19 protein-coding genes are annotated in these 21,640 nt (G+C 47.9%); all 19 read right to left on the bottom strand.

From position 1 onward, the window contains the following. Positions 1–428: 428 nt before the first annotated feature. The 19 genes from murA to ACESLK_RS23590 all read right to left on the bottom strand — a co-directional run bounded on the left by murA (position 429) and on the right by ACESLK_RS23590 (position 21,575). Positions 429–1,814, bottom strand: a complete 1,386-nt coding sequence (gene murA, locus ACESLK_RS23680; protein ID WP_373232180.1) for a UDP-N-acetylglucosamine 1-carboxyvinyltransferase — start codon at positions 1,812–1,814, stop codon at positions 429–431. Positions 1,815–2,056: 242 nt separating this feature from the next. Beyond that, positions 2,057–2,317 carry a DUF1146 family protein gene (locus ACESLK_RS23675; RefSeq protein WP_373232179.1) on the bottom strand — a complete coding sequence of 87 codons (261 nt, stop codon included), beginning with the start codon at positions 2,315–2,317 and terminating at the stop codon, positions 2,057–2,059. A gap of 54 nt (positions 2,318–2,371) precedes the next feature. Beyond that, positions 2,372–4,381: a S8 family serine peptidase gene (locus tag ACESLK_RS23670; protein ID WP_373232178.1), complete on the bottom strand. Its 2,010-nt coding sequence runs from the start codon at positions 4,379–4,381 to the stop codon at positions 2,372–2,374. A 230-nt stretch (positions 4,382–4,611) separates the two neighbouring features. Next, positions 4,612–6,162: an NADH-quinone oxidoreductase subunit N gene (locus tag ACESLK_RS23665; RefSeq protein ID WP_373232177.1), complete on the bottom strand. Its 1,551-nt coding sequence runs from the start codon at positions 6,160–6,162 to the stop codon at positions 4,612–4,614. 1 nt (position 6,163) lies between these two features. Beyond that, positions 6,164–7,786, bottom strand: a complete 1,623-nt coding sequence (locus ACESLK_RS23660; protein WP_373232176.1) for a complex I subunit 4 family protein — start codon at positions 7,784–7,786, stop codon at positions 6,164–6,166. Beyond that, positions 7,786–9,654, bottom strand: coding sequence for an NADH-quinone oxidoreductase subunit L (gene nuoL, locus ACESLK_RS23655; RefSeq protein WP_373232175.1), 1,869 nt, complete (start codon positions 9,652–9,654; stop codon positions 7,786–7,788). The genes ACESLK_RS23660 and nuoL overlap by 1 nt, the downstream gene beginning before the upstream one ends. A gap of 5 nt (positions 9,655–9,659) precedes the next feature. Beyond that, positions 9,660–9,962, bottom strand: a complete 303-nt coding sequence (gene nuoK, locus ACESLK_RS23650; RefSeq protein WP_373232184.1) for an NADH-quinone oxidoreductase subunit NuoK — start codon at positions 9,960–9,962, stop codon at positions 9,660–9,662. A gap of 2 nt (positions 9,963–9,964) precedes the next feature. Continuing rightward, positions 9,965–10,489, bottom strand: a complete 525-nt coding sequence (locus tag ACESLK_RS23645) for an NADH-quinone oxidoreductase subunit J (protein WP_373232174.1) — start codon at positions 10,487–10,489, stop codon at positions 9,965–9,967. Positions 10,490–10,492: 3 nt separating this feature from the next. After that, positions 10,493–10,939 carry an NADH-quinone oxidoreductase subunit NuoI gene (nuoI, locus tag ACESLK_RS23640; protein WP_373232173.1) on the bottom strand — a complete coding sequence of 149 codons (447 nt, stop codon included), beginning with the start codon at positions 10,937–10,939 and terminating at the stop codon, positions 10,493–10,495. Between the two features lie 12 nt (positions 10,940–10,951). Continuing rightward, complete coding sequence (gene nuoH, locus ACESLK_RS23635) at positions 10,952–11,959, bottom strand: NADH-quinone oxidoreductase subunit NuoH (protein ID WP_373232172.1); 1,008 nt, start codon at positions 11,957–11,959, stop codon at positions 10,952–10,954. Beyond that, positions 11,959–13,059, bottom strand: a complete 1,101-nt coding sequence (locus ACESLK_RS23630) for an NADH-quinone oxidoreductase subunit D (RefSeq protein WP_373232171.1) — start codon at positions 13,057–13,059, stop codon at positions 11,959–11,961. The genes nuoH and ACESLK_RS23630 overlap by 1 nt, the downstream gene beginning before the upstream one ends. A 7-nt stretch (positions 13,060–13,066) precedes the next feature. After that, complete coding sequence (locus ACESLK_RS23625) at positions 13,067–13,840, bottom strand: NADH-quinone oxidoreductase subunit C (protein WP_373232170.1); 774 nt, start codon at positions 13,838–13,840, stop codon at positions 13,067–13,069. Continuing rightward, on the bottom strand, positions 13,837–14,355 hold the full coding sequence (locus ACESLK_RS23620; protein ID WP_373232169.1) for a NuoB/complex I 20 kDa subunit family protein: 519 nt from the start codon (positions 14,353–14,355) through the stop codon (positions 13,837–13,839). The genes ACESLK_RS23625 and ACESLK_RS23620 overlap by 4 nt, the downstream gene beginning before the upstream one ends. Further along, positions 14,340–14,711 (bottom strand): NADH-quinone oxidoreductase subunit A, encoded by a 372-nt coding sequence (locus ACESLK_RS23615; RefSeq protein ID WP_373232168.1) that lies wholly within the window; start codon positions 14,709–14,711, stop codon positions 14,340–14,342. The genes ACESLK_RS23620 and ACESLK_RS23615 overlap by 16 nt, the downstream gene beginning before the upstream one ends. Before the next feature lie 197 nt (positions 14,712–14,908). Next, positions 14,909–15,751, bottom strand: coding sequence for a carbohydrate ABC transporter permease (locus tag ACESLK_RS23610; protein WP_373232167.1), 843 nt, complete (start codon positions 15,749–15,751; stop codon positions 14,909–14,911). Positions 15,752–15,763: 12 nt separating this feature from the next. After that, positions 15,764–16,645 (bottom strand): carbohydrate ABC transporter permease, encoded by an 882-nt coding sequence (locus ACESLK_RS23605; protein ID WP_373232166.1) that lies wholly within the window; start codon positions 16,643–16,645, stop codon positions 15,764–15,766. Positions 16,646–16,754: 109 nt separating this feature from the next. After that, the gene (locus tag ACESLK_RS23600) at positions 16,755–18,098 is read right to left on the bottom strand and encodes an ABC transporter substrate-binding protein (protein WP_373232165.1); all 1,344 of its coding nucleotides are present in this window, start codon (positions 18,096–18,098) and stop codon (positions 16,755–16,757) included. A gap of 112 nt (positions 18,099–18,210) precedes the next feature. After that, a complete protein-coding gene (locus tag ACESLK_RS23595; protein ID WP_373232164.1) occupies positions 18,211–19,818 on the bottom strand; it encodes a response regulator in 1,608 nt (535 codons plus the stop codon). Next, a complete protein-coding gene (locus tag ACESLK_RS23590; RefSeq protein WP_373232163.1) occupies positions 19,815–21,575 on the bottom strand; it encodes a sensor histidine kinase in 1,761 nt (586 codons plus the stop codon). The genes ACESLK_RS23595 and ACESLK_RS23590 overlap by 4 nt, the downstream gene beginning before the upstream one ends. Positions 21,576–21,640 lie beyond the last annotated feature (65 nt).

The raw sequence follows: 21,640 nt of genomic DNA, 5'->3' as shown, positions 1-21,640 counted from the left end.
GCATCTCTTAATAGAATGCGCCCTTACCTCTACCCTAATTTACCCTGACCTAATAGGGAAGTCCTCTCTTGTACGTTCATTAAATCGAACAAGACAAACTGCTCGCGAATCGCAGAAGGCTTGTTGAATTTTTCATTCTTTAAACTTCAACTTTTACTCTAAATTAGATCGTCTATTCCCAGTAAAAGCGCCTTATTTTTATAAATTACTATGTTGAAGAATGCGAGTTTCAAACCACTTTCCTGAGTCAAGGGGATATCGTCATTAAGTAGTTTAGGCGAGGTATAAACCTGAAGAATGATTCCTAAGCCTAGGAGATATCGTTAAACATATGAAATAATCCCCTCACCAATAGTGGCAAGGGGATGGAATTGACAATATAGAATCTAAGTATAAGAACATCATTATTAGCTCTAAATCAATAGGAATTAGGCGAGTGTTGGTTGAATGTTGCGAATACCCATTTCCGATGTTGCCGCCGCACGCTGTTCCATCTGTTGAAGCAGAGTGTCAGGCTGTAAGGATGCTTGCTCACTTTCCTCTAACACATCTTCAGGGGAAGGAGCGCGGTAAACATCTGCGCCCAAGACTGCTAATTTATTAACGATGTCCATGTAACCACGTTCTATGTGGTGAATTCCGCTTACTTCGGTGCTGCCATCGGCCACAAGAGCGGCGCAGATTAGTGCTGCCCCTGCTCTCAGATCGGTTGCACAAACACTTGCACCAGACAACTTAGTACTTCCGGTCACAATCGCCGTACGTCCATCCACCTTGATTTCAGCGCCCATTTTAATCAATTCATCTACATGCATAAATCGATTCTCGAAGACGGTTTCCGTAACGATACTTGTACCGTCAGCAACGAGAAGAAGTGTCATCATCTGAGCTTGCATATCTGTAGGGAATCCGGGATAAGGTAATGTCTTGACATCAACCGCACGCAGAGGATGCGTTGCCTTAACACGGATACCATTCTCGTCACAATCGACGACAACGCCCATCTCTTCCAGCTTCGCAACAATAGGTCCCAGATGATCGCGAATAGCGCCTTCTATATACACATCACCGCCAGTAATAGCAGCAGCGATCATATAAGTACCAGCTTCTACACGATCTGGAATCACATGGTGCTCCACACCTCGCAGAGAGTCAACGCCTTCAATTCGAATGATACCAGTTCCTGCACCTCGTACTATGGCGCCCATTGCATTAAGGTAGTTAGCCAAATCCACTATTTCAGGCTCTTTCGCTGCATTTTCGATAATTGTTGTACCTATTGCCGTTGTGGCCGCCATCATAATATTCTCAGTGGCACCTACACTGGCTATGTCCAAATAAATTCTCGCCCCGTGTAATTTACCTTTTACGGTGGCTTCAATGGTACCTTGACCGAATCCGATCTCCGCACCCATCGCTTCAAACCCCTTTAAATGCTGGTCGATAGGACGCGTACCGATTGCACATCCGCCTGGAAGTGAAATTCTTACTTTGCCCAAACGGGCTAATAATGGTCCCATTACCAAGAACGATGCACGCATTTTCCTGACAAGCTCGTATGGTGCTTCAAACGAAGTTAGCGTTTCAGCATGTAACCGGACACTGCCATCGCCTTGCTGCGCGCTAACTCCTAAAGTCGATAGCACTTGCAGGATGTTCTTCACATCGTCCAGGGCGGGTACGTCATGAATGACGCTGAATCCTTCTTCTGCTAATAAAGAAGCAGCAAGGATCGGTAGGACGGAATTTTTAGCGCCGTGCACGCGGACTGTTCCCGATAGGGTACGTCCGCCGCGGACGATGATTTTGCTCATGGGTGGTTCCCTCCGCGCATAATAGATTCATTCCGCGAGCTGTTAAGATTAACCCAGCCCCGAAAAACCCAAATTACATCATACCATCCAGCACTTCATTGGCACAAGTGTCAGCATCTGGTTCCTAAGACTTATTTTTCGACATTGTTTTCAATGACATTAGAACTGGTATTCCTTTATTTATCCTTGCACACTATTACCCATTGTTATCAATACGACACATCGTTATGCGAAAAAAATCATCACTCTGAACTAAACAACCATTTAAGTGTTCCAACCCATGACCAATAATCGAGCACAAAAGCTGCAACCAAATGTCCTAACGCAATGGCAATGAGCAACTGAAGCAGCCTAGCACGAGTTGTTCTCGGATGGCGCACAAACTTATCAAAATTTATTTCCTGCAGGACAATCCAAGCGAGCAACACACAACCTAAGGTAACAAAAATTGAAAATAAACCGTTCCAGCCCGCTAAAGCGAACAACCCCGTATCATTCCCCATCTTCAAGCATCCTCCATTTTTCCAACTTTTGCGCTCTAAACGGGCTCATCTTGATTAATTGTCTACATACTTCACTCTGATTCCATAACCCTGATTCCTGATCGCTTTGTCTGATGTTACGGTTACATAATAAATACCTGGCGGTAAGATGATCTCTCCGAATAAGGCCTTCTGTTCCAAGCCCATATTCCATTTCTTTAGGGTTTGCAGCTTTTTATCCCGTAATTCAACACGATTTGCATTTGAATGGCTGCCCAATCCTAGAGAAAGCTTCACTTTCTGTTCTTGAGTAATTGTGAACCGATACCAATCCTGATCTTTGTTCGAATTCATCAACCCGTAATAAACTTTATCAGGTGAAAGCGGAGTGGATGTTAACGGACCTTCATTTGGCTCGAAGGCATCTTCTTTCTCGGTAATATATTCCAAAGTAGCGGCATACGTCCCGATTACTGCTTCTGGATTAGACGAAACTGCATTTGTAATGCGAAGATAGTATTTTCCGGCCTTCGCTCCCTTCAAACTCCATTGCTCGTTATCCCCATCCCCGCCTTTATCTACGATTTTGGCCGTGCCGCCTGCTGGTTGTACCCACAATTTGGGGTCGATCCTTGTAGTATTAGTAGTAACTGATAACCTTAATGATCCGGCTTTAGGCAACGTAACCACGAACCAGTCCTCATCGTTAAGTTGATGGAAATTTCCGGACCATTGCTGACTACGAGCAGGAAGAGTGCCCGCAGATACTGCGCTGTTATTGGGCTCTCTAGCGTCCGCGCTCATCCTAAACTGAGATACAAGGCGATACCCTTCGCTAGCCGAAGGAGTATCTTCAGAACTTGAAGCCTCTAACCAATAACGACCTTTTTTGACCGTCCATTGACTGATAATACCTGACTGCGGTGATGGTTTTGTTGAGGGCTCGATTAAACCTTCGTTATTGTATAGTGTTAATCTCATCTCATCCCCGCTTAGAAAATAAATGCCGTCATAGAGGACCTCAAACGTATACCAATCTTTATCAGTTGAGCTTCTCCATGAACCCGATACTTCTTTTCCTATAGGAAATACGGACGATAATATTCTCTTATCATTGGGCTCACGCCAATCCATTAGAAGATCTGCCTGCAGCGCTTTGTTAACGGAAAGAAAGCCATAGCCAATATTTTTGTTCCAAACCGTCGTCCCATTGTTCTGAGCTGATCTGCGTAAAGCTTCACGCAAACGAAGCGGCTTCCAATCAGGATGAACAGCCATCAGCATTGCCGCAGCAGCAGCTACCTGCGGCGCCCCCATCGAAGTCCCTTCAGTCTTGACTATACCACCGCCAATTGCGAGCGTTTGAACCCGCCATGCAGCACTAAGATCATTCTCTGGGCCTGCTGTAGACTGAGATATAGGCTGGGTACCCTCAGAGCCTGCGACGGCTAGTACGGATGGATAAGCCGCTGGATATTGAACGGCGGCTTTCGCTCCAAAAACAGCCGCATCATTACCGCTCGCGGCAACGAGCAGAACACCCTTGCTCTCCGCATAGCTCACAGCATCCCGCAATCCGGGCGCATCACGCCTTAAGCCTAGAGAAAGAACAATGATATCTGCCCCTTGATCCACAGCATAATGTATCCCTTGCGTTAGCTTACCTTCATCTCCTGAGCCATATTGATCCAGCGCTTTAATTGGAAGCACGCGCCCCTTCCACATAGCCTGTTCGGAAGCCTCACTTGCTTTGGCAACAGCAGCAATGACTCCGGCGACAGCAGTTCCATGTCCATTGTCATCTTGCGGAGGCTTCCCCTCGTCAATCAGATTCTTACCTTCGAGAAGATATGACTTGAGCTCAGGGTGGTTGAAATCAACTCCCGTATCTACTATCGCTATGGTTGCCGTAACATCTTTATTTAGAATCGTCCATGCTTTTGCTATTCCCGTCGATTTCAGAAAAACGGGTGGCGCCGAGCTCGTAGGAACAGAATCTAAGGTTTGAGAGTATACAGCAGCATGTACCTCATGATAAGGCTGTGAAGATTGTATTCGCTGCTCGTCAGTTAGATTACAGGACATGAAAAGAGACGCCGCACAAACAACCGTGGAAACGGCTAAAATAGAAATTCGCATTTTGTTCGTAACCAACTTTCCTTGTCCTGCCTTAAGTTATTGTTTCTATTTTCGACACGATTTCCCTGCTTTCGATCGAAAAATGGGGTCTAAGGTCGCACTCTGTCGAAATCCAAACAAATGAAAAGGGTTACCTTAGTCCTTCGACTTAAGGTAACCCCTATTCATTGCAAAAATCATAGATCTCCCCGCATCAGAAGATCGATTGGAATAGAGAAGATCTGATTGATCCAATCCAGAATCGGCATCGGAAGGAAGCCAAGCGCTAGTGTCGCTATCGTGCATATCCAGATTGTAACGGCCGCAGGACCCGTCAACTGTAGCTGTGAATCGTTGGTTCCGCTTCTCATATACATTTGGCGAATAAACGCAAAGTACACCGCATAGGAGACGACCGTCGTAATCAGCAAAATAGCGGCAAGCCAATAGGTGTGGGTTTGAATCGTGCCAAAGAGAATAAATAACTTACCGAAAAACCCACCCGTAACCGGCAGCCCCGCTAGAGAGCATAACAGGATCGTCATTGCTCCAGCAGTCCATGGCGCACGATGATACAAGCCTGCAAAGCCAGATAGATAGTCATTACCAGCGTCTCTAGATACAATCATCAGCACCGCGAACGCGCCGATATTCATGAACGCATAAGCGATAAAATAATAAAGAAACTCAGAGAAGAAGGATGCATGTAATTCAGTAAGGTCTAGGACAAGCGGAGTTAACAAAATCCCCGCATTCGCTACCCCGGACAGAGCTAAAAGTCGCTTCACGTTTCGTTGCCGCAAAGCGCCGACAGTACCGATAATCATTGCTGCTGCTGCAAGAACGGCTAAGCCGATAAAGATATCGTTCTTCATGACTCCATCCCCGCCTGAGGTGAAGAACGCTGAATTCATAAAAATCCGGTAGAGCATCGCAAAAGCCGCACCCTTAGCTACAACTGCCAGAAAAGCCGTTACAGGTGTTGGTGCACCTTGGTAAACGTCTGCTGCCCATGCATGGAATGGCGCTAACGCCAGCTTCGCTGCAAACCCTGCAATCATCAAGAAAAAGCTGATGTATAGCAACGCTCGGAAATTTTCCAGTGCAGGATCCATCTGCTGAACAATGTCCAGTAAATTTGTCCCCCCCGTTACGCCATAAAGAAAAGACATCCCGTAAAGGATAAACGCCGAAGCCACTCCACCCATAACGACATACTTAAACGCCGCTTCACTGGATTGACGGTTTTTTTTGCGGGTAGCCACTAAAATGTAGGAGGTAATGCTAAGCAGCTCCAGCCCTACGAACAGCGTAAGCAAATCTCCAGAGGAGGACATGACCATTGCGCCTAGCACAGCAGGAAGGAGCAAGTAGTAAAACTCACCCTTAATCGAGATATCATCGTCTTTAACGGCGCCGAGCGACGAAAGAACAATAAATGCCGAAGAACCGAGGAATACTAATTTCAGTAAATTACCGAAGTCATCCACGCGATAACTTCCTGATAACAAGCTGAAGGATGCTATCTCGCCCGACTCCGCTAAGCTCTGCAGATCAAGAAGATGCAGGACAACAAATACCGCGGCAGCGATAAGCCCGACTAACGTCAACCAGCCAATGACATCGCGATTAATTCGCTTAGGTAAGAAAAGGTCCGCAAGCGCAAGCACAACCGTAAAAAGTGATAACACGATTTCAGGGGCTAGGAACCACGTATCGCTCCACGTTAAGGCCTGTAAAGCTTCCATGTTATCCCCCCATCCTCGTTTGAAGTTGTTCGAGCAAATCAATGAAGCTATGCTGCATGACATCGGTTAATATGGATGGGTAAACGCCGAGCAATACGATAAGCGCAGCCAGCGAAATCATTGGAAGAGCCTCGATAAAGCGTGCATCCTTCATGTTGGCGTATTTCTCGGACATTGGACCGTACGTAATGCCCAGAATACTGCGCAGAACATAGACAGCCGCCAGTAGAATACCAAGAACGCCTATTGCAGTTAAAATCTTCATCGCGCCGAACAGTCCTAAGAACGATAGGAATTCCCCAACGAAACCGGACAGCCCTGGTAATCCCAGAGAAGCAAGACCTGCGAGCAGCAGAATACCCGACATAAACGGAACAGATTTGGCCAGTCCGCCTAGTTCATCCAGTTGAGTCGTATTTGTTCTTTCGTACAAGCTGCCTACGATTAGGAACAGTAACGCGGAAATTAGGCCATGGGAGACAGATTGGAAAACAGCCCCTTGCAGGCCTACCTCTTCCAGAGATGCGATCCCGAGAAGAACAATCCCCATGTGGCTAATACTGGAATAAGCGAGTACCAGCTTGAACTCCCGTTGCACACAGGCGATTATCGCGCCGTACAAAATGTTAATGACCCCTAATACCGCCAGTATAGTTGACCAAGATTGCAATTGCTCGGGGAACAGGTATACAACGTATCTAATTAGGCCGTACACGCCCATCTTAAGCAGAATGCCTGAGTGAATCATGACAATGGCAGGCGGAGCTTCTGTATGCACCTTGAGCATCCAGGTATGGAACGGGAAAATCGGCACCTTGATACCGAAGGCGATAAGCAGCAGGATAAATGCTCCCCATCGGACATTCTCCGAAAGGAACAGCCCGTAATGCCTTGCCTGTTCCGTATCGATATTAGCCAGCACGTTCGGATCCCTTAAGTTGTTGAGCAGAACGTCGTAATTTCCACTGAACAGCAAGCTTGCCCCGTTCGCCCCTTCCAACGCGCTAAAGCCAAGCGTTGCGATCAAGATGAGGAAAGCTAGCAGCATCGCCGCTGATCCGAGTCCGTTATAGATCAGAAACCGAAATGCTGCCTTCTCCCGGCCGTAATATCCCCAAATTCCGATAAGGAAAAACATCGGAATAAGCGTCACCTCGAAGAAGATGAAGAACAGAATCAAATCGCGGGCCAGAAACACACCGTAAATACCAGTGAGAAGCAGCAGGAACAGTGCATAATACGTTTTCCAGCGTTTTCGGATATGGACCGATGCCAATGCAGACATTGTTGAGATGATGCTTGTAAGCAGGAGAAGCGGCAATGAAATTCCATCCACAGCCAAGTGATAATCAAAGGCTAGCTCTACAGAGGTTACACCTTGAGCGAATCCTTCCTTGTTCAGAGGAATAGACAGCCAAGTTGAATGCTCCGTAAACGCGCCGCCTCCCATCGATGGTTGATAGGTAACGAAAAGCCACAAAGTCAACACGAGTGGAAACAGGGTAAAAAGAATTGCTGTTGAACGAAGCCACTGACTGCGATTGCTAGGCAATAACAATACGATAAGCGCGCCAAGCAGCGGCGTGAAAGCAATAAGCGACAGTACAGGTATTTGATCAAGCATTACCAGAACCTCCTTCCGGCGATCGCCAGCAGCAGGATCACGATTCCGATTAATGCCGTGAGAGCATAGGCTTGAACTTGGCCGCTTTGCAGCCTTGTATTTAACTTGCCGAGCGCGGAGACAGAATGTCCTGATAACCGTACGGCACCATCGACTACAAAATCATCGAAGAGCGTAAGCGCTTTGCCAAGCCCCTGAAGCGGCTTAACGAATACGAGCTGATAAAGTTCATCCATGTAATATTTGCGTTCTAGCAGCTTCACTAGACCCGGCGCGCGGGAGGATACCATGTCGCGGCGAATTGTTCCCTTCACATACATTAGCCATCCGATATAAAGACCGAGAAAGCCGACGGCAGCCGATACGACCATGACCAGGCCGCTGACATGATGCTGAGCATCGTCACCCTCTAGCCATTGACCGAACCACCCGTTAAACGGAGTTTCAACGAACCCCGCAACAGTTGCTAGAACAGCTAGAACAATAAGTGGAATCGTCATAACCGAAGGAGATTCCTTCGCATGCTGGCCTTCTCGAGGCTTACCGACGAATACGAGAAAATACAGCCTGGCCATGTACAATGCAGTGAAGAAAGCCGCTACGATCCCAACAATGAAGAGAATCGGCTCCTTATCCAACGCAGCCGTTAGAACCGCATCCTTAGACCAAAAACCAGAGAAAGGAGGGATACCGGACAGCGCTAATGCTCCGATTCCGAATGTCCAAGCCGTTATCTTCATCTTGGCACCCAGTCCGCCCATTTCACGAATATCCTGTGTATGTACACTATGAATGACGCTGCCGGCACCTAAGAATAACAACGCCTTAAAGAATGCATGAGTGAATAGATGGAACATCGCTGCAGATACGGAGCCAACTCCGAGTGCAAGCATCATATAACCCAATTGGCTGACAGTAGAATAAGCTAAGATCCGCTTAATATCATTCTGCGCCAATCCGATGGTTGCCGCGAAAATGGCGGTAAATGCACCAATGATCGCGACGGTATTCATTGCAACCTGTGACGCTTCGAAGATATCGAAGGTCCGGGCAACTAAGAATACGCCTGCTGCAACCATTGTTGCCGCATGGATCAAGGCACTAATTGGCGTTGGGCCTTCCATTGCATCCGGCAGCCACACATGCAGCGGGAATTGACCGGACTTACCAACCGCACCTAAGAAGATAAGCAGTGCGATCAGCGTCGTGATTCCAGTCGAGATGACCCCGCCTTGCGAGTCGAACACGTTGTGCAGGCTCGAGAAATCAAGCGCGTGACCCGGCATGTACCAGAACAGAAGTAACACAGCAATGAATAAGCCTAAATCCCCGATCCGAGTAACTATGAATGCTTTCTTAGCCGCCGCTTTCGCCTCCGGCTTCTGATACCAGAATCCGACCAGCAAGAAGGAGCAGACCCCAACCAACTCCCAGAAAATGTAGAAGGTAAGCAGGTTATCCGAGAGGACCAACGCTAGCATAGAGCTTGTGAATAGCGCGACATATGCGTAGAAGGTAGAGATTCGCTCGTCATTCTTCATGTAACCTTGCGAGTACAGGTTAACGAGAAACCCGACCACCGTTACGACGACTAGCATAAGCGAGGTTAGGTTAGTAACCTCGAAGCCTGCTCCCAGCTTTAAATTCCCAATCTGCAGCCAATCAATCTGACGGCTGTAGTCCGGAGCATTGCCTGATATACGTTCAATCGCGATACACACCGAAAGAACTAGGGAAACGAAGGTCGCTGTCGTACCGATCCATGCTCCCGTTTTCTTCAGGCCTCTCCCCATAGCCGTTAATATCGCAAAAGCAGCCAATGGAAACACCGGGACGAGCCAGGCGTATTCAGCAAAGAAGGTGCTCATGATCGTTACCTCCTCAACTCGTCGAATTCGTCCACATTCACCGTTGCGCGGCTTCGGTAAAGCACGACCAACACCGCAACGCCAACCGCAGCTTCAGCAGCGGCGACCGAAATAGTGAACAAGGAGAAGATTTGACCGGTAATGGACGGGTTTACCCCGTATTTAGAAAAGGCGATCAAGTTAAGGTTAGCCGCATTGAGCATCAGTTCAATAGACAGCAAGACGATAATCGCATTACGCTTCGTCAGTACGCCATAAAGACCAATGCAGAACAGCACAGCCGCCAGCGTTAGGTAAGAGGACAGCATAGTCATTGCGGATCCTCCTCTTTCTTCGCCAACGCAACCGCACCAATGAAGGCAACGGTCAACAGCACCGAGACTAGCTCAAACGGGATGGCATACTTCGTGAAGAGCTGTATGCCGATCTCTCGAGTATTGTCATCTATGAAGGGGGCTGCCTCAGCCGGGAAGTTCGCATTACGGATCCCATAGAACAGAATTCCAAACAGGCTGATACAGCCGATTGCCGCTAACGTCTCGAGCAGCGGCCGCGGGGTTTCTCGGTCTGCATCGTCATGCTTGGTCATCATGATTCCGAAGATCATTAGAATGGTGATCGCGCCGACATACAGCAGTACTTGTACAAATGCGATGAATTCCGCCTCGAGAAGGATGTAAAGTCCGGCAAGCGAAATAAATGTAAACGCAAGCGAAAGTACCGTATGGACGACCTTCGTGAAATGAATAGCCATAACGGCACCGATGATTGCGCAAACCGCCAGCAGGAAGAAGGCCACGAGCTCACCGGTAAATTCAATGTTGAAGTTTAACACGGTTTATTTGGCGCCTCCCTTCGGAGAGCCAATGTTATTGTTGTCCTCGCGAATGTGCGTGTTGTTCTCGTAAAGCCAATCTTTGTCCTTGTACAAATCGTCGCGGCTGTAGGTTGCCAGCTCGAAGTTATTCGTCATTACAATAGCTTCAGTCGGACAAACCTCGGTACATAAATCGCACAGGATACAAATCTCGAAATTGATGTCGTAAGTGTCGATGATCTTTCCTTTTTTCTCCGGATCCGGATTTGCTTTCCCCGTCAGCGTGATGCAATCGGTCGGGCAAATCTTCACGCACTGATTACAAACAATACATTTATCCGGCTCAAAATACTGAATCCCCCGAAACCGGTCCGGCATCTCTATTGGAATGTCGGGATATGCCATCGTCAACTTTTTGGAACCCATTGTTTTCAGTGTTACTCCGAGCCCTTTGAGCATTCCTTTCATGGCGTTAGCCCCCTATCCCATCAATTCTATGCCTAAAGCAGTCAAGAAAACATTAAGAATCGCAAGCGGCAGTAAAACCTTCCATGCCAATCCCATCAGCTGATCGACGCGAAGCCGCGGGAAAGTCGCCCGAATCCAGAACAAGCTGAACACAATGACCGCGAACTTCAGGAAAAACCACAAAACACCCGGTACGAAATCCAATTGCGGAAACGGCGGATTCCAACCGCCCAGAAACAAGATCGTTGTAAGACACGCGATCGCATAGACGTAGATATACTCCGTAAGCATGAAGAAAGCAAAGCGGAAGCCGCTGTATTCCACATGATACCCCGCAACTAGCTCAGATTCAGCTTCCGGCAAGTCGAACGGGGTACGGTTAAGCTCCGAAACCGCAGCGATTAGGAACACCCCGAAGCCGATAATCTGCGGCAGGAAGTTCCACTCCCAGAAGTAGCCTTCTTGCGCGACTACGATATCCCGCAAGTTCAAGCTGCCGGACATCATTACGACACCGACAACAGAAATGACTAACGGAACTTCGTAGCTTATCATCTGAGCAGCCGAACGCATGCCTCCAAGGAGTGAGTATTTGTTGTTGGAGGCCCAACCCGCCACGACAATCGCGATGGTTGTAATTCCAGAAAGCGCGATGTAATACAGAAAACCGACATTAAGGTCGGCGAACTGAAGATTTAGTCCATAAGGGATAAAGGCCAATACGGCAAATGAAGGAACGAAAGCCAGCACCGGCGCCAGGATGAACAGACCCTTATCCGCCTTCTTGGGAATGGTATCCTCCTTGAAGAGGAGCTTGGCAACGTCTGCCACGGATTGCAGCAATCCCAGCGGTCCTGTACGATTCGGACCTTGGCGATACTGCATCCATCCGATAAATTTACGTTCGAAATAGATCGCGTAGGTTACGAAGAAGATAACGAATCCAAGTATGCCGACCGCCGCGGCAACGAATATGCCTGCCGTCCCCCAGCTTAAGGGTTGATCCCAGAAGTGCTGCATTAGCAGTCTACCTCCCCAAGCACGATATCAATACCTCCAAGAATCGTAACTAAATTCGTCAAACTCTCCCCGACGAGCAGCTTAGGCAGGATCTGGAGATTAACGAATGAAGGGCGTCGGAATTTCAAGCGATAAGGCTCCGCTTTTCCTTTGGAGACGATATGGCAGCCAATCTCGCCGCGCGGGGATTCGATGCGCACATAAATTTCTCCTGCAGGCGGACGAATGACACGGGGTACCTTCCCCATCGTTTCACCGTCTCCTGGGAATTGCTCCAATGCTTGCTCCAGAATACGAAGACTCTGGACAATCTCCTCCATGCGCACCTCGTATCGGTCGAAGCAATCGCCATTCTTGCCCACTGGAACATCGAAATCAAAGCGGTCGTACAGGCTGTAGGGCTCCGCCTTACGCAAATCCCACTTCACGCCGGTACAGCGCAGATTCGCACCGGAGAGGCCATACTCGATGGCTGTCTTCGCATCGTATTTACCAATTCCTTTAATACGAGAAAGGAAAATCTCGTTCCCGCTGACAAGGTTATGATATTCGTCGAGACGATTGTACATGTCCTTCACAAGGATCTTAACCTTTGCGATCCAGCCTTCAGGCGCATCCCACTTCACTCCGCCGACTCTCATGTAATTGTAAGTAAGCCGGGCGCCGCACAGCTCGTTAAACAGCTGAAGGATCCGCTCCCTATCACTGAACGCATAGAGAAAAGGACTCATCGCGCCAATGTCGAGCAGGTAGGTTCCCCACCAGACAAGATGACTGGCGACACGCTGCATTTCCATGACAATAAGGCGCATAAACTCCGCGCGTTCCGGAATTTCCAGCCCCATCATTTTCTCTACCGCATGGCAGAGTACATAGTTATTGGTCATAGCAGACACGTAGTCCATACGATCGGTATAAGGAATGATTTGCGTAAAATTTAAATTCTCTGCGAGCTTCTCTGTACCTCGGTGCAAATAACCCATGACAGGAGTCGCTTCCGTAATGACTTCTCCATCCAATTTAACGACAATCCGAAACACGCCGTGCGTGCTGGGATGCTGTGGACCAACGTTAAGTAGCAGCTCTTCTGTACGAATCACGCGTGCTTCACACCTCCGGGTCGAGCGGGACGTAGTCTTTGCGGAGCGGATGTCCAACCCAATCATCGGGCATCATGATACGCCTAAGATCGGGATGTCCAGGGAAATCGATGCCAAGCAAATCATAGATTTCTCGTTCGTTCCAATTTGCCGTTTCCCATATCGGCGTAACGGATGGAATGGACGGCTGTTCACGATCTGCACGAACCTTAATACAGTAGCAGTCGCGGCTATCCATATTAAGAGGATAATATACAACTTCCATATGAGTCTCATAATCGACACCGGATACATTGCGCAAGTAATTGCAGCTCAAGTCATCATGGCTGCGGAATAGCTTCGCAGCTTGCAGCCATCGATCATTCTTCACAACAATCGTCGGAAGATGATCGTTGGGCTCATTAATATAAGCTTCTTCAACGGAATCCTCGCTAATTAATTCACGCAGGAGATTTACAACGCGATCAAGACGCGGCTGATTTGGGGAAGGCTCCTTCGGAGTCTGCTCTTCTTGCTCGCCCTCGACAGCTGACTTAGCTGCGGCACGGCCTTCATTGCCCGCTTGGGCAGCTTGGGCCGCCGCTTGAGCCGCTGCAGCCTTAGCCGCCTCGCGAGCCTCGAGTGACGCCTTGCGTCTAGCCGCTTTCTCTTCGTCCGTCTCCACCCTGCGAGGGGTGACTGGAGCCGCTGCTTCTGTTGTCGGGGCCGATGCTTCCGAGTTCACTTCGGACTTCGTAATATCGACGGCGCCCTCTTCCTCTCGGTTGTTCTCATCGCTCATCGATTTGTCACCTGCTTCCCAGTCTTCGCCTCGTAGCGAATTTTCTCCTGGAGCTTGTTGATTCCATAGATGAGCGCCGCAGGATTGGGTGGACAGCCGGGAATATATACATCGACAGGAACGATCTGGTCAACTCCTTTAATAACGGAGTAAGACTTCACGTAAGGACCGCCTGCTGTCGCGCAGGAACCCATCGCGATTACCCATTTCGGCTCTGGCATTTGATCATACAAACGCTTAAGCAACGGCCCCATTTTCTTGGTCACCGTTCCCGAAACGATCATAACGTCAGCTTGGCGAGGCGAAGTACGGAAGATGACACCGAAGCGATCCAAATCATAATGAGCGCCCCCTGCAGCCATCATCTCAATCGCACAGCATGCCAAACCAAAGGTAAGGGGCCATAAGGAGTTGCTTCGAGCCCAGCCCTTCAATTGATCGATGGTGCCGAAGAATACATTGCGGTCTATTTCCTTCCGATCTTCCGGCGACACGTTCGCTAAATTGAATTCCATCTTAGCACCTTCTTCTTCCAAGCATAGACGAGCCCAATAAGCAGTAACCCAGCGAAAATGACCATTTCCAGCAGCGCAAAGAGACCGAGTTGCTTATACGCAACGGCCCAAGGATAGAGAAAGACGGTTTCTACATCAAAAACAACAAACATAAGTGCATACAAGTAATAACGTACGTTAAAGCGGATCTGGCTGTCTCCTACTGGGATATTTCCACTCTCATAGGTGGTCTCTTTCTCTTGCGTCGGTTTATTCGGACGCACCTTCGTACCCAGCCACAATACGAAAATCGGAAAAGCGATGCCCAGAATCAGGAAGACGGTAACAATGACGTATGAATTGATGTATTTCTCCACATCATCGCCTCCGCAAACTGTTAAATTCACCACACAATTATAACAAATGCCCTCTACCAAGTCTATGAAAATAGCGTTTTCATGTTCAATTGCTAAGCTTTAGGCATATCCATCTTATGCAAAAGAACCACTGCGTATGAAACTCCGCAGCGGCTTTTTTCACATCTATCAAACTAATCGTCAGCGTTCGTCATTTATTAACCCTTGACCGCCGCATCTACAGACAAGGATTGTTCTACTTGCTCACTGAAGAAAATATAGACCAATACCGTCGGCAAGCTGGCTATTGTCATTGCCGCTCCCATAGCGCCCCAATCGGTCGTAAATTGGCCTTGGAAGAATAACAGTCCGAGCGGTAACGTCTTCAAGGTTTCCTTACTAATCATGATAAGGGCAATCGGAAACTCATTCCATGCCGCCAAGAAAACGAATATGATCATCGTAGCAATAGCAGGCCGTATAATCGGCATCATGATGCTAAAAAACGTGCGATAGATGGAAGCACCGTCCATACAAGCGGATTCTTCAAGCTCGAGGGGGATTGTACGGAAAAAACCATAAAACACCATCGTCGTGAAGGATAAATTAAAGGCGATATACGGCACAATGAGTGCAAAAAGCGAGTTGGACAGATGGAAATCACGCATCAATACAGCTAGCGGGATCATAATAACCTGAACGGGAATAAACAATCCAATTAGCATATAAATGCGAGCCGTGTCCTGGAATCGCCATCTCATCCTAGCCGCTGAATACGCGAACATGACTGACAATGCGATAGCTCCCGCAACTGTTGCCGCGGAGACGAGCACGCTATTCAAGAAATAGGCCGGAACCTTGAAGCTGCTCCAAGCCGCCGCATAATTTTCCACTCGAAACGAAGTTGGAAGACCGAACGGATTCGTAACGAAAATCTCATTATTGTTTTTCAAGGAATAGAAAATCATCCAAAGTAACGGATAAATCGATATCAGCGCATAAATCCACATAAATAGTTGGAGTATCGGCTGATTTTTTCTCCAGTTCATAATTGCATTCAATCCGATCTCCTCCTAGTATATAATCCGTTCGCGAGCGACCAAACGGTTAATCAGCAACGTTACAAGCAAGCACTCTATAACTAGAACCGCGGCTGCAGCGCTTCCGTACCCATATTCGTTGATCCGGAATGCAGAGCGATACATCATGTAGGTTAGAGTATAGGAAGAGGTCCCAGGACCGCCGCCTGTCATAATGTACATCTGGGCGAAGGCATTTAAGCCTCCCGTAATGGCAAAAACCAGACAGAATTTATACGTCTCGCGCATTAGAGGTATCGTAATAAGCAGATGTGTCTTCCATTTGCTCGCTCCATCGATCCGTGCGGCTTCCAGAAAAGGTTGAGGAATGGATTTCACCGCAGCGAACAGCAAAGCGAAATGATAGCCCATGAATTGCCAAGCATTCACGGCCGCAACCGCAAAAATAACAAGCTTAGGATCCGTTAACCAATCTTGACGATAGGACAATCCAAGCAGCTCGAACAACTTATTCAGCAAGCCATATTCACTGTTATAGACAGCCATCCAAAGCTGGCAAACGACCGTAACGGATAGGACAACTGGAATAAAAAAGCTTATTCTCAGCCATTTGCGGCCTTTTATCCGCGATTCCGCTACGCCAAAGGCTAGCACCGTACCCATCGCAATCTGGAAAACAGCGATTACGGCCGCAAATACCGCGCCATTATATAAGGAGCTCCAGAATAGATCGTCGTTTATAAGCTCTTTGTAATTATCGAATGCAATGAACACTCCAGGACTGAGACCATCCCAATCGAAGAGGCTTCTATAAAAGGTCTGAATGACCGGCCAAAAAACGATGACGGAGTAGAGCAGCAGAGCCGGCAAAGCGAACAAAGCGATCGCCATTCTATTCCCCATAAACTTGTTCATCATTATCTTCCTTTCCGTAAATCAATTCGATAGCGGACTCAAACGCCGTTATCTCTTGAAACAAACATACACCGCGTTCTCACGCGGTGTATGTTCTTCGAAAGTTCATCTACTTCGCTGCTATGGCCTTGTCTACGTCTTTAACGAATTGATCAACAGACATGCCAGCAAGCAGTGCTTGGGAAGCATCTTCGATTGCAGCCTTGAATCTTGGATTAGATAGACCCCATGCGAATGCAGTCGTCTTCATTTCAGGAATGACCTTGCTCAGCTCTTCCATCATCGGCGGGTACTGCTTCTCGATCGCTTTGTCTACTTTAGTCGCTACGATGGGAGTACCGTATTGCGTGTATTTGAATTCTGCATATTTACGGGAGAGGAATGCTGCGACTTTGGCTGCGAGTGCAGGGTCCTTGGTATGAGGAGAAACCGCGTAACCGCCAGGACCGCCGCCGCCGCTGAATACTGCCTTAGACGCATCGGCGTTTGCCGCATCAACGCCCGGATAGAACATCCAGCCTACTTTGTCGCCGAGAGCTTTGGTTGAGCCGTCGATTTCCCATTGGCCATTCAGGAACATGGCAGCTTTGCCTTCGTAAAACAGGGCAGCAGCTTGATCGTAGTTCATGCTCGTCGCGCCTTTGGCCAGCAAGCCCAGCTTAACAAACTCAGCAAGCTTCTCGGCAGCCGCGCGATAAGTCTCGTCGCTTGCTTTGGCTTGCCCTTTGTCTAGCTTCAGAACTCCGCCTTCATCCATGCGGGTTGCAAAAATATCAAACAAAGCAACGCCAGGCCATTTTTCTTTCGCAAACATAGATAGAGGAACAACATCGTTTTTCTTGAACGTCTCCACGGCAAGCTTCAATTCATCGTAAGTAGTCGGCACCTTTACTCCGAATTTCTCGAAAAGCTCTTTGTTGTAATAGATGAGGATCATCTCATTACCCGCATAAGGGAATGCATACGTGTGTCCATCCTCGGACACCAGCGTGTTCATCGCACTTGGAAGCATAGCGTCTCTAAATCCAAGACTATCTGCATAAGAATCCAGCTCAAGGATGTTACCCGATTCCTTGAAGGTACTGATAATATCTTGACCGGCTTGGAAGATATCCGGCAGATTACCTGTAGCCGCGTAAGTTTTGAGCTTCTGACCATCGTCCTGCGCTTGAATGTCGAGCTCCAGCTCTATATTAGGCATTTCCTTCTTCAGCTCTGCTATAGCGTAGTCATAAGGGGCTTCAGTATCCTCGCCCGCATATTGTGCGTAGATTCTTAGCTTAACGGCTTCTTCTGGAGCTGCGGCTTCACTTGCCGGAGCGCTTGCCGATGCGCTTTCACTTGGAGCTGCCTCGCTCGCAGACGGAGAAGCGTTGTTATTAGATCCTCCGCATGCGGCCAGACTTAACATAAGTACGAGGGACAGAAGTAGTGCTGTTGTTTTTCTAAACATTCAGTAGACCTCCCTGGTTTCTGGATACTTGTGAGTTCTATTTCATTATAAAATCCAGCCCATTAAACGATAATGGAAAAACCGATGAGGGTTGGTACTATTCGCTTCAATTTTAAACTTTGTTATTGTGCAATCCATTCTCGTATTCGCTGGGTGTCGTCCCATAAAACTTTTTGAACACCTTACTAAAGTAACCTGCATCCTGATATCCCACTCGCTCTGCGATTTCAGACAGACGAATATTCATCCCTAGAAGCTCCTTGGCCTTATTCATCCGAGTATGAGTGATATATTCTCCTGCCGTCATTCCATATGCTTTCTTAAATACAGCCCGCAAATAACTAGCGTTAATATACACATGCGCCGCTACCCCGTCTACCGAAAGCTCAGGGTCCTGAAAGCTCTTCTCGATGTAACTGCGCGCTTTCCGCGCGATCACGGTCGATCTCGTCTGCTTATGCTTATTAGCATAACTTAACGTCTGAACAAACAAAGTCTTCATCCAATCCAGAACCAGCTCCGACGTGTCTAAAGTACGTATCTCTGAATAGGGGAAGAAATGCTCCCCATAACAATCCTCGATCGGATGACCAAGCTCGGAAACATAAGAGAGACAGACGGAGACCCAGCCCATACAGGTCACATAGGTAAAATCAAGAGACAACTTATTTTCCCTAATCCTGCGGAATAACTCCTCCAGCTTGCTCTCAAGCTTACCTTGGTCTCCCATTCTCAGCTGATGAAGCAGCATTTCATTGGTATCCTTCAGAAAAGCAGTCCCTTCTTTCCCTTCGAGGGTCTGATTCCCGAACGGAATCACTTTGTCATCTCCTAAGAGGAACTTCTGTCTAAGAGCATCCCTTGCTTCCCCATATGAGCGGCGTATTCCCTTTACACCCTTATATCTTCTGCCCACGCCTATTGTTACAGTGAGCTTCAGGTACTTGCGGATATAGAAGCACAGCTCCTCATAGCTATCTAATTTCGGGGCGGCTCCAGCCTCTATTTCCGACCTCTTATCCGTACTCAGGCATACGATACGTCCTTCAGGACCATTAAACAGCAGCGGCGCTCCTTCACTTTCCATCGCCTCTGCCAGTATATTCGTAACGGCGAATTTCCAAAGCTCGCGTTCTGACGTCTCATTCCAGCGCCTCTCCATATGATCGATCTCAATGCAGGCCACGCTATAGAACTCCTGCTCCTGCCCGAGCTGAATCCCCCATTGTCCCAGCCGCTCATTCAAGCGATCGATAGACTCGGCGGTTTCTCCAGTTACAAGACGATTGAGCACGCTTTCTACCATAAGCTGTCGATCCGCCTGCTCAGTTTGCTTGGCTTCAAGGCTTTTCTCCTGCTTCTGCCGACATTTAAGCAGCGTTAAGACGAGCTCGTCCTTCGAGAAGGGCTTAAGAATATAGTCCTCCACTCCCAGACGGATCGCGGTACGTGCATATTCAAACTCATTATGTCCGGTTATAATGACTACGTCCAAATGAGGGTACATCTGCTTCAACTTCTCGCAAAGCTCTAACCCGTCCATGATTGGCATGTTGATGTCTATCAACGCCATATCATAATGGCTCTGTGCTGCGAGCTCGAGTGCTTCCATTCCATTCTTCGCTTCCCCAGCGATTCGAAAGCCATATCGATCCCAATCGAGCGCCTGACGCAGGTAATCTCGAAAAATGGTCTCATCGTCCACTATCATGATATTCATAACTTTTCCTCCGGTAACGATATAATGATCTCCGTGCCTTGATGCGGTTGACTGTTGATCTGAACGCCATAATGCTCACCGAAATACAATCGGAGCCTTTGATGAACGCTATGGAGACCAAATGACGGGCTGGATTGTTTCTCCTCGCGTTTCCATAGCTCAGCCAGCTTAGTCTCATCCATCCCGATTCCGTCATCCTTCACGGTTATTTGGACCTTCCCATCCCGTGACACTCCAGTAATCGTAAGCTTGCCAAACCGGTTAGCTGGCTTGAGACCGTGATAAATCGCATTTTCTACTAATGGCTGGAGAGTCAGCTTCAGAATGGCGCAAGAGTGGAGTTCGGAGGGAACCTCGATATGATAATCGAACACATCTGTATATCTGATCCGCTGAATAGCCAAGTAATCCCGCACATTCTGAAGCTCCTCGCCTAGTGTAATAATCTCTTGGCCTTTGCTCAGTACGATGCGGTAAAAGTCAGCTAGTGCCTTCGTTGTTCGCTTTACGTCCTTTGTTCGCCCCATATCCGAGAGGGCATAGATCACGTCCAATGTATTGTATAGAAAATGAGGCTTTATTTGCGCTTGGATGAGGGCGAGCTCGTACTCTCTTTTTTGACGCTGCTCTATTCCAATTTCGTTTAGAAGCTCGCGAATTCTAACGATCATCGAATTAAAGCCTTCCCCCAGCATACCGATTTCATCATTCCCTTTGACTTCGAAGGAATAATCGAGCGACTCCTCTTTTACTTTGCGCATGGTTCGCGTGAGGCGAACAATAGGTGAGGCAATCGTTCTTGAAAGCAATCCGGCGCTTGCCAGCACAAGCAGTAGACAGCTTGCAATAAGCAGCAGGATGAACAGCTGGATTCGGTCGGTTTCCCGGTACAATTCCTTTATGGGTACTTGCGAGATTAAGCTCAGGTTCAGCTTGGATAAAGGGTAACCGACAGCCAATATCCCATCTTCCTGATACGGCGATGCTTGTCCGGGCTTCTGGGAGTCTAGAATCCAGTTTCGAAGCGTTGCATTTGCTACAGGCTTTAGTAAAGCCTCTGTCTCGTTGGAGGACACTACAGTCCCTTTCTTATCGGTCAGAAAATCAACTTCCGACTGATAGGTTTCGTTGCTGGGAAATATATTCGACAGGCTGTTCTCATCAATATTCAGGATGAGCCAACCTAGGGTTTTTCCGGTTTCAATGTCACTCACTTTTTTGCCGAGGGTTAGAACGGTTTGCTCCGGTGTGCGGGTAAGGAAATCCCTCTTCTGCATGTTGAACCAAACATTATTTCCCGATGAGGCGATGAGTTGTTTAGAAATATCACTCATTGTATATTCATGCGCATTCACTTCAAGACTTGGATGGGATGCATAAGTCTTACCGCCGTTATCTATAAAAACCGCTGAATCCACGTCGGGAAAAACAAGCAACGCAAAACTTAGCTGGTTCCTCAATAATGAATCATAACGAGGATCCGTCTCTTCCGTCGGTTGACCTTCTTCTTGAACCAGACGGTTCAAATTTAGCGTCAGAATATTCGCACAGCCCTCAGCATTCTGAATAATGCCATCGATCCGAGTGACAATAAGACGCGAATTATCCGATATGCTTTGCATCGTTTTCTGAACGATGTTTCGTGTATACATTTGGTTGGATACATATCCGGAAACCAGCAATGGTATAACGACAAGTGGAATATAGATGAAAATGATTTTGTTTCTAATATTCACGTTTCTCAGCCAACGTAACATCAAGGTGCGATAAAACATTATTCTCCTACTCCCAATGCCGCCAGGGCTTAAAGTTGTAATCGGTT

Origin of the sequence: Cohnella sp., assembly GCF_041640265.1 — a bacterium.
In the GTDB taxonomy this organism is placed as follows: Bacteria; Bacillota; Bacilli; order Paenibacillales; family Paenibacillaceae; genus Cohnella.
This window is presented reverse-complemented; position numbering and strand designations above follow the sequence as displayed.